12 protein-coding genes, 1 tRNA gene and 2 pseudogenes are annotated in these 13,003 nt (G+C 69.5%); 9 read left to right on the top strand and 6 right to left on the bottom strand.

Translation table 11 applies throughout. The annotated features are described in order from the left end of the window. Window positions 1-319 precede the first annotated feature (319 nt). Window positions 320-514: pseudogene (gene glyA / locus ACIPEK_RS04750) on the top strand (serine hydroxymethyltransferase); the annotation flags it as partial. 61 nt (window positions 515-575) lie between these two features. Continuing rightward, window positions 576-1,085, top strand: a pseudogene (locus tag ACIPEK_RS04745) (RNA-guided endonuclease InsQ/TnpB family protein); the annotation flags it as partial. Window positions 1,086-1,268: 183 nt separating this feature from the next. Here ACIPEK_RS04745 and ACIPEK_RS04740 read toward each other — a convergent pair. Next, window positions 1,269-1,469: a superinfection immunity protein gene (locus ACIPEK_RS04740; RefSeq protein WP_401990583.1), complete on the bottom strand. Its 201-nt coding sequence runs from the start codon at window positions 1,467-1,469 to the stop codon at window positions 1,269-1,271. 193 nt (window positions 1,470-1,662) lie between these two features. Here ACIPEK_RS04740 and ACIPEK_RS04735 point away from each other — a divergent pair, with 193 nt between their 5' ends. After that, on the top strand, window positions 1,663-2,040 hold the full coding sequence (locus ACIPEK_RS04735) for a hypothetical protein (RefSeq protein WP_327272909.1): 378 nt from the start codon (window positions 1,663-1,665) through the stop codon (window positions 2,038-2,040). Window positions 2,041-2,137: 97 nt separating this feature from the next. On the opposite strand, the gene ACIPEK_RS04730 is transcribed toward ACIPEK_RS04735, so the two are convergent. From ACIPEK_RS04730 to ACIPEK_RS04710, 5 genes are all read right to left on the bottom strand, one after another. Next, the gene (locus ACIPEK_RS04730) at window positions 2,138-3,721 is read right to left on the bottom strand and encodes an SWIM zinc finger domain-containing protein (RefSeq protein WP_401990814.1); all 1,584 of its coding nucleotides are present in this window, start codon (window positions 3,719-3,721) and stop codon (window positions 2,138-2,140) included. Window positions 3,722-4,063: 342 nt separating this feature from the next. Next, window positions 4,064-4,477 carry a type II toxin-antitoxin system VapC family toxin gene (locus tag ACIPEK_RS04725; protein WP_401990580.1) on the bottom strand — a complete coding sequence of 138 codons (414 nt, stop codon included), beginning with the start codon at window positions 4,475-4,477 and terminating at the stop codon, window positions 4,064-4,066. Further along, window positions 4,474-4,737 (bottom strand): CopG family transcriptional regulator, encoded by a 264-nt coding sequence (locus tag ACIPEK_RS04720; RefSeq protein ID WP_401990577.1) that lies wholly within the window; start codon window positions 4,735-4,737, stop codon window positions 4,474-4,476. The genes ACIPEK_RS04725 and ACIPEK_RS04720 overlap by 4 nt, the downstream gene beginning before the upstream one ends. 322 nt (window positions 4,738-5,059) lie before the next feature. Next, the gene (locus ACIPEK_RS04715) at window positions 5,060-5,530 is read right to left on the bottom strand and encodes a GNAT family N-acetyltransferase (protein ID WP_401990574.1); all 471 of its coding nucleotides are present in this window, start codon (window positions 5,528-5,530) and stop codon (window positions 5,060-5,062) included. Window positions 5,531-5,871: 341 nt separating this feature from the next. After that, window positions 5,872-5,943, bottom strand: a tRNA-Arg gene (locus ACIPEK_RS04710). A gap of 218 nt (window positions 5,944-6,161) precedes the next feature. On the opposite strand from ACIPEK_RS04710, the gene ACIPEK_RS04705 reads away from it, so the two are divergent. The 6 genes from ACIPEK_RS04705 to thrB all read left to right on the top strand — a co-directional run bounded on the left by ACIPEK_RS04705 (window position 6,162) and on the right by thrB (window position 12,936). Further along, the gene (locus ACIPEK_RS04705) at window positions 6,162-6,596 is read left to right on the top strand and encodes a response regulator (protein WP_401990571.1); all 435 of its coding nucleotides are present in this window, start codon (window positions 6,162-6,164) and stop codon (window positions 6,594-6,596) included. Window positions 6,597-6,651: 55 nt separating this feature from the next. After that, window positions 6,652-7,647, top strand: coding sequence for an ArgS-related anticodon-binding protein NrtL (gene nrtL, locus ACIPEK_RS04700; RefSeq protein ID WP_401990568.1), 996 nt, complete (start codon window positions 6,652-6,654; stop codon window positions 7,645-7,647). 26 nt (window positions 7,648-7,673) lie between these two features. Then, window positions 7,674-9,065, top strand: coding sequence for a diaminopimelate decarboxylase (gene lysA, locus ACIPEK_RS04695; RefSeq protein WP_401990565.1), 1,392 nt, complete (start codon window positions 7,674-7,676; stop codon window positions 9,063-9,065). 95 nt (window positions 9,066-9,160) lie between these two features. Next, complete coding sequence (locus ACIPEK_RS04690; RefSeq protein ID WP_401990562.1) at window positions 9,161-10,516, top strand: homoserine dehydrogenase; 1,356 nt, start codon at window positions 9,161-9,163, stop codon at window positions 10,514-10,516. A 6-nt stretch (window positions 10,517-10,522) separates the two neighbouring features. After that, complete coding sequence (thrC, locus tag ACIPEK_RS04685; RefSeq protein WP_401990559.1) at window positions 10,523-11,593, top strand: threonine synthase; 1,071 nt, start codon at window positions 10,523-10,525, stop codon at window positions 11,591-11,593. Window positions 11,594-12,018: 425 nt separating this feature from the next. Next, on the top strand, window positions 12,019-12,936 hold the full coding sequence (gene thrB, locus ACIPEK_RS04680) for a homoserine kinase (protein WP_401990556.1): 918 nt from the start codon (window positions 12,019-12,021) through the stop codon (window positions 12,934-12,936). The last annotated feature ends 67 nt before the right edge of the window (window positions 12,937-13,003 follow it).

Below are 13,003 nucleotides of genomic sequence, written 5' to 3'. Positions count from 1 at the left end.
ACTCACGTCGGCCCCCCAACCGTTGAGCTATCGGGCCTGGAACCGCACCCGGTTGGATTACCATCCACGACGCCCCGAACAGTGTCAATCCGGACGCCTGTACGTCCGTCCGCCGCCCGACGACTCGCTACCGGCACCGAACCGGTATCGAGGCGGCCCGGCCCCGCACCCGATGAAGTGACCGACGCCGCGACTGGCGCGCACCCCGGCAGGGGTGCTCTGTGGAATCGACCACGAGGGAGCGGCACACCCCGGGCACACCCGGGGGCGCCATCACCGGAGAGCCGTCCGCCTGGGCATCCGGGTCCACGCCGCAGCAATGCGACCGACCCGGGAGGACCCCGTGACCGTATCCGTACCCCCGCACACCCGCCATGACGCGCTGGCAGCATCCGACCCGGAGGTCGCCGCACTCGTGGCGTCCGAGGAACAGCTCCAGGCGGACACCCTGCGCCTGATCCCCAGCGAGAACTACGTCTCCGCCGCCGTACTGGAGGCATCCGGCACCGTCCTCCCGGGCGGCCGTCCTCCCTGACGTTGTCGTCACCGCCGCAGGTGCTGCTAGAAGTGTCCTGATGATGGCCCGACGCAAGCCGAAGAAGGGCCACGCCGGGTCGAAGGGATACCGCGAGGCGAAGCGGCTGCGTGCCAGGCTGCACAAGAAAGTGGCCCGGCAGCGCCAGGACACCGCCCGCAAGTGGGCCAAGAGGGTTGTCCGCGACCATGACGCGCTCGCTGTCGAGGACTTCAAGCCGAAGTTCCTCAGCCGGACCACCATGGCCCGCAAGGCTGCTGACGCCGCCATCGGCGTGACCAGACAGGCCCTGATCGAGATGGGCCGCAAGCACGGACGGTCCGTGCACCTGATCCACCCTGCGTACTCCACGATGGACTGCGCGCACTGCGGAGCGAGAGCCAAGCACGCACTGCCGCTGGGAGAGCGCACCTACACCTGCACCGCCTGCGGAGCCGTATCCCCGAGGGACAAGAACTCCGCAGGTGTGATGCTTGTCCGGGCTGGTCTGCACCCGGCTGGTGCTGATCGTGGAAGACCTGACCAGGCGCTGCCTGGCCAGGCAGCGTGAGCTAGAAATCCCCGCTCAGCCCCGAAGGAGGGAATCCCCTTCCTTCAAGGGAGGGGAGCAGTCAAGACAGGTCGCGTACGAATCCGGGGCCGGGCCGGGGCCCAAGATGTCTGCCCCCAGGCTCCCGACTTCACCGGCCGGCCGAGCCGCCGAGGCCCGCCACCCGGCTCGCGAGCACGGACATCACGCCGCGGCTGACACCCTGGGCTTGCGCAGCGCCAGACAGAGGGCCAGAACCCAGCCCAGGAGAGACGCGCCGAAGACAACATCGACGACCAGGACCAACCACCGGTCCCCGCTGCTCCGGTTGAAGGCGATCAGCAACGGCAGCAGGTAGAACGCTGCGCCGATCACAACGACTATCACGGTCAACACTGAGTCCATGAGGGTCCTTTGACCGAAGTACCGGGGCCAGTCGCCGTACATGGCCAAGATGCCCTGCAGTCGCGTCCCCCGTACTGGGGCACGCTCGGCCGCCCCTTGCGGTTCCCCGGTCCGACCCCGGACCGGCGGAGGCACGAAAGCGCGAAAGACCGACCGACCACAGGCCGCACGGCTCCGCGCCTATGCTCACTGGATGGAGCAGAGCGAAGTGGTGAAGCGTGTCGTGGGAATCCTCACGGAGGCGGGCGAGATCCGCCGGCTCCTCGAAGAGAACGTGGACCGCGAAGATGTGGAAACCGATCCGAGCGTGGTGACCGCACTCCTGAACGAGACGATGCCCCGGATCACGATCCCCGAGGACGCCTCGATCGAAGAGGTCGCGGTCCTTGTCGGCCGGGAGGTCGGCGGCGCGGTGGAGCAACTGGTCGGCGCGTTCACCCTGGCCTTCGCGATGCTGGCCCAGGTGCACGACTCCGGGCAGACGGACGTGACCTCCGCCGACGTACTGCAGGACCTGGCACTGCGGGCAGAACAGATCGGCTCCGGCGGTTCGGAGGACATGGACCCGTAGACCGCACGGCCCGAGCCGACCGGCAGCCGATCGTCCGCCGCATCGGACTGAGGTATTCCGTCCTGCGTGCCCACAGGTGTTCGTGCGGCCGGCGGGGTCACAGGCCGTGCTGGTCGAGGAGCCGCATGAGATTCCGCTTGCGCCTCTGGGCGGCTCGCAGGGCAGCGACGTACGACGTGAACTCGTCCTCGGTGCCCAGGCGGCGGTGGCAGTCGCGGATGCTCAGGAGCAGGCTGGTCAGCTGCGCGTAGATCGGGTTGCCGGTCTGCTTCGTGAGAGGTTCGGCCAGGCGCAGGTAGACGCGGAGCGCGTCGGAGGGACGAGAGGCGCGTGCCTGGTCGGCGAGGGCGAGCCACTGCCGGTCGTGGGCGCCGGTCTCGGCCGCAGCCTGCCAGGCGGTGGCGATGTCTTCGTCGTCGAGCAGGGCGTCGATCAGGACAGGCCCGCCGCACCAGGACCGCTGCCGCTGTTGCGCATCGGCCCGCAGCAGCGCGAGAGCTCGCTCACGTTCTGCCTGCCAACAGCCGGCTGCCTGCGCCGCCGTACGCAGCTGCTGGTACGCGGTCAGGGAACGGCGGGCTGCGAGGGTGTCGCGGCGCAGGGCGACGACATCGGAGAGCCGATCCGCGCGGGTGTACCGGTCGCAGAGGTAATCCACCAAGGCGATGTCGGGGGTAACGGGGCCAGACGCTTCCTCAATGCCGCGCTCCGCCCACCGGAGGGACTCGTCGGGACGGCCCGCGGTGTCCAGTTCGCGGGCGATGACCAGGTGGGTGCTGCCGTCGGGCGCCAGGTCTGCAGCGTGAACGGCGACCACGGTGTCCACATCATTGCCCGCCTTGGCCAGCCGCTCCATCAGATACTTCTCCGCCCACCCGGTACGGTTGCCGCGCCACGCCTCGACAGCCAGCTGCCGTACGGTGACCATGCCTTGCTCTCCGAGGACATCCGTGTAGTCGAGCGGGTCGACGCCGGTCAGGTCGTCCCGGTCACTGAGCACATGCCGGGCCAGCCACCGCCCGGTCTCGTCCGGGTCCGGACGAGCCGTACGGCATGCGTCGAGATGGGCTTCGCAGAGAGCGGCCCCGACCTCGCTCAGCTGCCCGTCGGAGTCGTCGATGCCGTCCTGCACCTCGCTCAGCAGCCGCATCGCCTCCCGCGACAGGTGGATCGCGTCCTCGGCCCGCCCGGTGGAGACCAGCGCGGTGATCGCGGACACCGCCTGCGCGGCTTGTTCGCCATACGCGTGGGCATCGGCGTACTCGACGTATCCGTACCGCGCGAAGGGAGTGATGTCGAGGAGTTCGCGGATCCGGGTACGGACCTCGGCCAGGTCCCCGCGGGCGCTCGCCGCCCGCAGTTCCAGGCGGCGGCGTACCTGCCGGTCCTCGGCGATCTGTTCCCGGACAAGGGCGAGGAGTTCGTCCCTGGACAGTCCGGCCAGCCACACGTCCAGCTTCTGCGCACGACCCCGGGCTCGGCTGCGCTGCTGCGGCAGCCCAGTCGCCTCGTCGAGCGCGGTCAGGCCGAGTGCGACCAGGTGCTTGCAGAAGTTGCCTTCCATGCCGTACGGGCAGTCGCACTCCCCACCCAGCCTGCCGGGTCCGCCGAGGGACAGCTCCACCGCGTACGCGTCCGTCCCATGAACCGTGGCCGTGATCCAGCCGTCGCCCACTTCCATGGCGGTCACCGCATTCACGTATCCCTGGCCTCGCTCGAAGGAGCGCGGACCGGCCAGCGCACGCAGGTCGTTCTCGTTGAATCCTGTCTTCCGTGACACACGGTCATTCAACCGCAGGGCGGGAACATCGCTCTGCGCATCCAGGAATCCCGGTGGCGTTGCCGAGACACGGACGTGGCAGGGCGCCGTAGGGGAGTTGTGGGCCGTGTCCGTTGTGCTGCTGCTTTTCGAGGTCATGGGCTCCGTGGCCCATCCGTCTCGGTGGGATGTGAGTACAGCCCGGTCCGTCAGCAACTGACGGAGGACCGACATGAGGCCACCCATGTCGCGGAGAGCGCCGGGTCAGACCTTGATGACGGTGATGCGTCCGCCGCACAGAGCGGTGAGGTCTTCCGGATCGGTGGTGAGCACGGTGACAGGGCCGGGTGAGGCCAGGGCGGTCGCGCCGAGCATGGCGTCGATGGCGTGCTTGTGACCGTGCAGGCCGGCATCGGCGAGGAGGGTGGAAGCGTGGCGTGCGATCGGCTCTGTGATCGGTTCGATGACGAGGCGGGAGAGGGTCCACTCCAGGGCTGGACGGTTGATGCGAGGGTGGGTCACTTCCACCAAAGTGGCGGCGGACGTGATCACGCGCAGGTCGTCGGCGCGGGCAAGGGCGAGCCAGGCGGTGACTGCGCGATTGCGCAGCACGGCCTTGGCCAGCGCTTCGCTGTCGAGGACGAGTGTGCCGCCCGGGGCGGCGGGGGAGCGTGTCACGCCGCGTTCGGCTCGTTGTGGGCCTGCTGCCGGCGCGCCTGGTGGAGCTGGTCGCGGAGGGCCTGGATCTCATCCTCGGTGATGGGTCCGTGTTCGGCCTCGGCGACCTGGATGAGTTCGTTGAGGTTGTCGCGCTCGATCTGGCGGGCGACGGCAGCGGCCACGTAGGCGGACAAGCCGGAGGGGCCACTGCGGGCCTTGGCGGCTTCGGCGATGTCGCGCGGCATGGTGATCGAGTACTTGCCGGTAGGCTCACTCATGACACCTATCCTACCTCTGATGCTCCGCTTTCCTTGGGAAAGCCCTCCGGAATCCGCCGGCTCGCTGCGGGGCCGTATTCGTATCCCCGCCCTGTTGAACACCGCAACCACGCGGTGAGCTGGTCCCGCTGGAGGCGCCGCCACCAAGTGAGTGCCTGACGCTGTCATTACATGCGGCGGGGCCACACGTTCGCGGGACAACCCCGGCAAGACCATCCCGCGACTGCCGCACACCCACTGCACTCCCCGCCGCCAGGCCACCGCCCAGGACAAATCTAGAAGTCCGGCTGGAGTACCAGGGGCGATCGCTTTCCGTATGAGCTCACCGAGTGGGGAAGGTGAGCCGCAGAACGATCTCGCCGTCGTCGATCTCCCCGGTGGGCTCGAACCCGAACTTCTGGTAGAAGGGCCACGGTTCGCCGTCGCCGGGCTCGTAGCTGGTCAGCAGCTCGGTGGCGCCGTCCGCGCGAACCAGGGCGGAGATCTGCGTGAGCGCCTCTCGGCCGATCCCTCGCCCCTGGTACCGCTTGTCGACGAGGAGGCGCCAGATGAAGTGCCGCCCTTGGTAAGGACCAGCCGGCGGTTTCCACGACAGCATCACGAAGCCGACTGGCTCGTCGTCGCGGTACAGGGCGCGGTACCAGGGATTGGTCTCTGGTTTCTTCGTCGCCTCCTTGAGCGACTTGGACACGGAGGCGACGAACTGCTTCTGGCCACGCCGGACGCGGAGGGCGCGAACGGCATCCCGGTTGTCGTCGGTGATCTCCCGCAGCTGCACTCCTGGGGACCTCATGCCACACCCCTTCCCGCACTCGGCAGCCGCGCCATCCGGGCCGACGCGAAGAGCCGCCGCCGCGCGGTAGTCCGTTGTGTGTACGCAATGTCAAGGACGTCGGGTTGGACGTCTTCGCAGCGTATTCGACGCAGCGGAGCTGGAGCGGGACTGGCACGCCGGGCGGTGCCCGCGTCCGAGGCAGCTGCTTCGACCTGGGCAGGCACTCCAAGATCCTGTCCACGAATAGTCCACAGACCCCGCCCCAGGGCCGCTCGGCGCTGCACATGCCTGCGCATACGCGAAGACCCCGGCCTCAGCGTTTCCGCTGATGACGGGGTCTTCAGGCACTTCAATCGAAGTGCCCCCGGCAGGATTCGAACCTGCGCACACGGCTCCGGAGGCCGATGCTCTATCCCCTGAGCTACGGGGGCGTATCGCTGCGTTACGCGGCGACGGGAGAAACACTACCAGCTTCCGCAGGGTGTCCATGAACAGGTATTTCCGTGCTGCCGGAGGCGGCGGTACAGGCCGCGCGGAGGGGGCGTAGGGGTGGTCCTGGGCGTATCCGGCCACCCCCTGCGCCACTCGTCCGGGGTCGGAAATAGGCAAAACCCGGACGCAGCCCCTACACCCCGCCTACTCTCGGAGTGTGTCAGGGGCTTGTGGCCGCGTGCTTGTTGTCGACGACAACGAGGTCATCCGGCAGTTGATCAGGGTCAATCTTGAGCTTGAGGGCTTCGAGGTCGTGACCGCGGCCGATGGTGTCGAGTGTCTGGATCTGGTGCATCGGGTCTGTCCCGATGTGATCACGCTCGATGTCGTCATGCCCCGGCTGGACGGTCTGCAGACCGCCACCAGATTGCGCTCCGATCCGCGAACCAGACGGCTGCCCGTGGCGGTCATCAGTGCGTGTACGCCTTACGAGGTGGACCGCGGGGTCGCCGCAGGCGTCGATGCGTTCCTGGCGAAGCCCTTCGAGCCGAGCGAACTGGTGCGGCTTGTACGGCAGTTGGTGGACAGGGAGGACCCGTCGTCGGTCGACGGCAGACACGGTGCCGGGAGGGCGGAGAGCGCCGCAGGGTGACCGCATGGCGAAACCGGGTCGCGGGGCGCCCCCCTTCCTCCCATACGCTTGTGCTGTGACCCCCGCCGATCTCTCCAGGACCGTGCTGCACGCCGTGCGCCGCGCGGTTGACGAGGACGCCTTGCGCGCGCCCGTGCCCGCGCGCGTGCGGGTGGAGCGGACACGGCCGGGCGGGCGTGGGGACTACGCCACTGCCGTCGCTCTCCAACTGGCCGGGCCCGCCGCGCTGCCGGCCAGGGATGTGGCCGAGATCCTTCGGGAGCGGGTGCAGGGGGCGCCGGGGATCAGTGGTGTCGAGGTCACCGGGCCCGGGTTCCTGAACTTCACTCTGGACGGTGACGACGGCCTGGCCGTCCTTGTCGGCGCCATTGAGGCGAGCGGTACCGAGTACGGGCACGGGGACGCCCTCGCCGGTGTATCCGCCTCGTTCGTACCCGTCGAGGAGCTGCGCGCCCGTGTCGTCACCGAGACCGTCGAGCGGCTGCTCCGGTCTCAGGGGGCGGAAGTCGGGGCGCGGGCCGCCGGCGGGGAGGCGCTGCATGTGGTGCCCCTGCCCGCCGCGGACCGCGATCTCTTCGCGCGGCTCGGGAGCGACGCCGCGCGCTGGGCACTGCTGCGGGCCGCCCCGCACGACCGGGCCCGGTGCACAGGGAACGATGAGCTCCTCGTACAGCAGGAAAGCAATCCGTTGTTCCGGGTGCGGTACGCGTACGCCCGGACCCGGGCCTTGAGCCGGAACGCTCAGCAGCTCGGGTTCTGTGGCGCCTACGAGGAGAGTGTGGACGCGCCCGTGCTCGGCGCACTCCTCGCCGACCATCCCGGTGTGCTCGCCGCCGCCGCCCGCCACCGTGAGCCCGACCGGCTCGCCCGGCAGCTGGAAGCGGTCGCGCAGGCCTTCTTCGACTTCCACGACGGCGCCGCCCCGCTCCCCGTCGGTGACGAGAAACCCTCGGCCGTCCACCGCTCCCGGCTCGCCCTTGCCGAAGCCGCCGGGACGGTGCTGGCAGGCGGCCTGTCCCTGCTCGGCATCAGCGCACCCGAAGTCCTCTGAGAGACCCGAGAGAGCAGAGCAACACGATGAGCCGATCCGCACACCCCGCCGGGCCCCGTCACGCCGATGTCATGACGGAGGGGCACTACACGGCCCCGCCCGCCGATCTCAACGTCCTGGACGAGAAGGTCTGGGCCCGTACCGTCGCCCGTGACGAGGACGGTGCGGTCACCGTCGGCGGGATCGAAGTGACGCGGCTGGCCGAGGAGTTCGGCACCCCCGCGTACTTCCTCGACGAGAGCGACTTCCGGGCCCGCTGCCGGGCCTGGGCCGACGCCTTCGGACGCGACGCCGATGTGTTCTACGCCGGGAAGGCGTTCCTGTCGCGGGCGATCGTGCGCTGGCTCAAGGAAGAGGGGCTCAACCTCGACGTCTGCTCCGGGGGAGAGCTGACCTGCGCACTGGACGCCGGAATGCCCGCCGAGCGCATCGCCTTCCACGGCAACAACAAGACCGTCGCGGAGATCGAGCGGGCGGTCACCGTCGGCGTCGGGCGGATCGTGCTCGACTCCTTCCAGGAGATCGCCCGGGTCGCGCACATCGCGCAGCGGCTCGGCAAGCGGCAGCGCGTACAGATCAGGGTGACCGTCGGCGTCGAGGCGCACACCCACGAGTTCATCGCCACCGCGCACGAGGACCAGAAGTTCGGGATCGCGCTGGCCGGGGGACAGGCCGCCGAGGCGGTGCGCCGGGCGCTCACCCTCGACGGGCTCGAGCTCATCGGCATCCACTCGCACATCGGCTCGCAGATCTTCGACATGGCCGGCTTCGAGGTCTCCGCCCGGCGCGTGGTGCAACTGCTTGCCGAGGTGCGCGACGAGCACGGCATCGAACTGCCCGAGATCGACCTGGGCGGCGGGCTGGGCATCGCCTACACCTCCGAGGACGACCCGCGCGAGCCGCACGAGATCGCCAAGGCGCTCGGCGACATCGTCACCCGTGAGTGCGAGGCGGCCGGGCTCGCCACCCCCCGGATCTCCGTCGAGCCGGGGCGCGCCATCGTCGGCCCCACCGCGTTCACGCTGTACGAGGTCGGCACCATCAAGCCCCTGGAGGGGCTGCGTACGTACGTCAGCGTCGACGGCGGCATGTCGGACAACATCCGCACCGCGCTGTACGACGCCGAGTACAGCGTCGCGCTCGTCTCGCGTACCTCCGACGCCGAGCCGATGCTCGTGCGCGTCGTCGGCAAGCACTGCGAGAGCGGCGACATCGTGGTCAAGGACGCGTTCCTGCCGTCCGACCTGGCGCCCGGCGATCTGATCGCCGTGCCCGCCACCGGCGCGTACTGCCGCTCCATGGCGAGCAACTACAACCATGCCCTGCGTCCGCCCGTCGTCGCCGTGCGCGACGGGGAGGCGCGAGTGATCGTCCGGCGCGAGACGGAGGAAGATCTCCTGCGTCTCGATGTCGGCTGATGAAATAGATGTCTCAGGATCCGGACGAGTGGCAGAAACTCCCGTCCGGTGAGTGAGACTGGTCCACACATCAGATGTAAAGGAAACGAGGTCGGATGATGCGTACGCGTCCGCTGAAGGTGGCGCTGCTGGGCTGTGGAGTGGTCGGCTCAGAGGTGGCGCGCATCATGACGACGCACGCCGACGACCTCGCCGCGCGCATCGGCGCGCCCATCGAGCTCGCCGGTGTCGCCGTGCGCCGGCCCTCCAAGGTGCGGGAGGGGATCGACCCCGCACTGATCACCACCGATGCGACAGCCCTGGTCAAACGGGGCGACATCGACGTCGTCATCGAGGTCATCGGCGGCATCGAGCCCGCCCGTACCCTCATCACCACCGCCTTCGAGCACGGCGCGAGCGTCGTCTCCGCCAACAAGGCGCTGCTTGCCGAGGACGGTGCCGCGCTGCATGCCGCCGCCGAGCAGTACGGCCGGGACCTCTACTACGAGGCCGCCGTGGCCGGCGCCATCCCGCTCGTACGGCCGCTGCGCGAATCCCTCGCCGGTGACAAGGTCAACCGGGTCCTCGGCATCGTGAACGGCACCACCAACTTCATCCTCGACCGGATGGACACGAGCGGCGCCGGGTACTCCGAGGCGCTCGACGAGGCCACCGCCCTCGGATACGCCGAGGCCGACCCGACCGCCGACGTCGAGGGCTTCGATGCCGCCGCCAAGGCCGCGATCCTCGCCGGTATCGCCTTCCACACCCGGGTCAGGATCGGTGATGTGCACCGCGAGGGCATCACCGAGGTCACCGCCGCCGACATCGCTTCCGCCCGCCGCATGGGCTGCACCGTCAAGCTCCTCGCCATCTGCGAGCGTGCCGCCGACGGCCAGTCCGTCACCGCGCGTGTGCATCCGGCGATGATCCCGCTGAGCCACCCGCTGGCCTCTGTCCGTGAGGCGTACAACGCGGTCTTCGTCGAGGCCGAGGCGGCCGGGCAGCTCATGTTCTACGGTCCCGGCGCCGGTGGCTCGCCGACCGCCTCCGCGGTCCTCGGCGACCTCGTCGCGGTCTGCCGCAACAAACTCAACGAGGCCACAGGCCCCGGCGAGTCCGCGTACACGCGCCTGCCGGTCAGCCCCATGGGCGACGTCGTCACGCGGTACCACATCAGCCTCGACGTGGCCGACAAGCCTGGCGTACTCGCCCAGGTCGCGACGGTCTTCGCCGAACAGGGCGTATCGATCGATACGGTACGCCAGCAAGGCCGAAGTTCAGGCAGCGGCGACGAAGTCGCCATCGAGCAGGGTGGCGGCGGGCGACGGGCGGGCGGAGGCGGCGAGGCCTCCCTCGTCGTCGTCACCCACCGCGCGCCCGACGCCGCCCTCTCGGCGACCGTCGAAGCGCTGCGCAAGCTCGACACCGTGCGCGGTGTCGCCAGCATCATGCGTGTTGAAGGGGAGTAAGGACCCATGACCAGCAAGGGCACCCACCAGTGGCGCGGCATCATCGAGGAGTACCGGGACCGCCTTCCGGTCACGAGCACGACGCCGGTCGTCACGCTTCGTGAGGGCGGTACACCGCTCGTCCCCGCTCAGGTCCTCTCCGAGCGCACGGGCTGCGAGGTGCACCTCAAGGTCGAGGGCGCCAACCCCACCGGGTCCTTCAAGGACCGCGGTATGACGATGGCGATCACCCGGGCCAAGGAGGAGGGCGCACAGGCTGTCATCTGTGCCTCCACCGGCAATACCTCCGCCTCCGCGGCCGCGTACGCGGTGCGGGCCGGCATGGTCTGCGCCGTCCTCGTACCGCAGGGCAAGATCGCGCTCGGCAAGATGGGCCAGGCGCTCGTGCACGGCGCCAAGATCCTCCAGGTCGACGGCAATTTCGACGACTGCCTGACGCTGGCCCGCTCGCTCTCGGACAACTACCCGGTGGCGCTGGTCAATTCGGTCAACCCGGTCCGTATCGAGGGTCAGAAGACCGCCGCGTTCGAGATCGTCGACGCGCTCGGTGACGCCCCGGACATCCATGTCCTCCCGGTCGGCAATGCGGGCAACATCACCGCGTACTGGAAGGGGTACAAGGAGTACGCGGGCGACAGCATGTCCACGCACACCCCGCGCATGTGGGGCTTCCAGGCCTCCGGCTCCGCGCCGATCGTCCGCGGCGAGATCGTCAAGGACCCGTCGACCATCGCCACCGCGATCCGGATCGGCAACCCGGCCTCGTGGCAGTACGCGCTGGACGCCCGGGACGAATCGGGCGGTTTCATCGACGAGGTGACGGACCGCCAGATCCTGGCCGCCTACCGGCTGTTGGCCTCCCGGGAGGGCGTCTTCGTCGAGCCCGCCTCGGCCGCGTCCGTGGCCGGCCTGCTGAAGGCCGCCGAAGAGGGCAAGGTCGACCCGGGTCAGAAGATCGTCTGCACGGTCACCGGCAACGGGCTCAAGGACCCCGACTGGGCCGTCGCGGGCGCTCCGCAGCCGGTCACGGTCCCGGTCGACGCGGCCACCGCCGCCGAGAGGCTGGGCCTCGCGTAAGCCTTGGGCCGGTCGGCGGGGGCCGGGCTGATCGGCTGTCGGTGAGAGCCGGGCACAGCTGCCTGCGGGAGCCGGGCACAGCTGCCTGCGGAGCCGGGCACAGCTGCCTGCGGGAGCCGGGCTCGCCGTCGGCAGGAGTCCCGTTCATCTGCCGGTAAGAACCCGGCTCAACCGCCCCTTTTCGGGGCGGAGAGCGCATAGGAGGCGGGCGACACGCATCGTGCGCCTCCTGTGCGCCCTATGTCGCGACAGAACCTTCCTTCGATAAGCTGTAGCCAACCCGCCCCGCCGCATATGCCGCGGTGCAAGGGCCGTTGTGGCCGTCGGGTTTTCCGGAATTCCACTCCCCGCCGCCACGACCTCCCGCCAGCATCGAGAAAACGCTTCACCACCCCCGCTGTCTCACAAGGAGAGTCGTCTAAGCGATGGCCGGTCCCGCCTTCCGAGCCGCCGCCGTCCGGGTGCGCGTCCCCGCGACCAGCGCCAACCTGGGCCCGGGTTTCGACGCCTTCGGCCTGTCGCTGGGGCTGTACGACGACGTCGTCGTCCGCGTGGCCGACTCCGGACTGCACATCGACATCGCGGGTGAGGGCGCGGACACGCTGCCCCGCGACGAGAGCCACCTCCTCGTACGCTCCATGCGCGCGGCCTTCGACCTGCTCGGCGGACAGCCCCGCGGCCTGGAGATCGTCTGCGCCAACCGCATCCCGCACGGGCGCGGCCTCGGCTCCTCCTCCGCCGCCATCTGTGCCGGCATCGTCGCCGCGCGTGCCGTGACGACCGGCGGTGACGCCCGGCTCGACGACGCCGCGCTGCTGGAACTCGCCACCGAGATCGAGGGCCACCCCGACAATGTCGCGGCCTGCCTGCTCGGTGGGTTCACACTCGCCTGGATGGACGGCGGATCGGCCCGCGCCATCAGGATGGATCCCGCAGATTCCATCGTTCCGGTGGTTTTCGTCCCGAGCAAGCCGGTCCTGACCGAGACCGCTCGCGGACTGCTGCCGCGCACGGTCCCGCATGTTGACGCCGCCTTCAACGCAGGCCGTTCCGCGCTCCTCGTCGAGGCTCTGACCCGACACCCCGAGCTGCTGCTCACCGCCACCGAGGACCGGCTGCACCAGGAGTACCGCGCCCCGGCGATGCCGCAGAGCGTGGAACTCGTGAACCGACTGCGCGCCGACGGCGTTCCCGCAGTCATCTCCGGTGCCGGGCCGACGGTGCTCGCACTGGCCGAGGACGGTGCGGCCGACAAGGTCGCACAGCTGGCGGGCGAGGGATGGGCGGCCAATCGGCTCACTCTCGACGCCCCGGGTGCGAGTGTGCTGCCGCTCGCCCCGTAGCCGAGAAGTGATTGCCGGTGAGTGAGAGGGGGAATGTTTGTTGGAGCCGGTAGTGTTAACCTCAAGT

Origin of the sequence: Streptomyces sp. NPDC088246 (assembly GCF_044741025.1) — a bacterium.
Taxonomy (GTDB): domain Bacteria; phylum Actinomycetota; class Actinomycetes; order Streptomycetales; family Streptomycetaceae; genus Streptomyces.
The sequence above is the reverse complement of the archived record's forward strand: the minus strand, read 5'-3'. Positions and strand labels throughout refer to the sequence as shown.

Coding starts and splice junctions, on each gene's coding strand:
- ACIPEK_RS04740 (WP_401990583.1), bottom strand. CDS start 1,469: ATGGACTCAGTGTTGACCGTGATAGTCGTTGTGATCGGCGCAGCGTTC.
- ACIPEK_RS04735 (WP_327272909.1), top strand. CDS start 1,663: ATGGAGCAGAGCGAAGTGGTGAAGCGTGTCGTGGGAATCCTCACGGAG.
- ACIPEK_RS04730 (WP_401990814.1), bottom strand. CDS start 3,721: ATGGAAGTGGGCGACGGCTGGATCACGGCCACGGTTCATGGGACGGAC.
- ACIPEK_RS04720 (WP_401990577.1), bottom strand. CDS start 4,737: ATGAGTGAGCCTACCGGCAAGTACTCGATCACCATGCCGCGCGACATC.
- ACIPEK_RS04715 (WP_401990574.1), bottom strand. CDS start 5,530: ATGAGGTCCCCAGGAGTGCAGCTGCGGGAGATCACCGACGACAACCGG.
- lysA (WP_401990565.1), top strand. CDS start 7,674: ATGAGCCGATCCGCACACCCCGCCGGGCCCCGTCACGCCGATGTCATG.
- ACIPEK_RS04690 (WP_401990562.1), top strand. CDS start 9,161: ATGATGCGTACGCGTCCGCTGAAGGTGGCGCTGCTGGGCTGTGGAGTG.
- thrC (WP_401990559.1), top strand. CDS start 10,523: ATGACCAGCAAGGGCACCCACCAGTGGCGCGGCATCATCGAGGAGTAC.
- thrB (WP_401990556.1), top strand. CDS start 12,019: ATGGCCGGTCCCGCCTTCCGAGCCGCCGCCGTCCGGGTGCGCGTCCCC.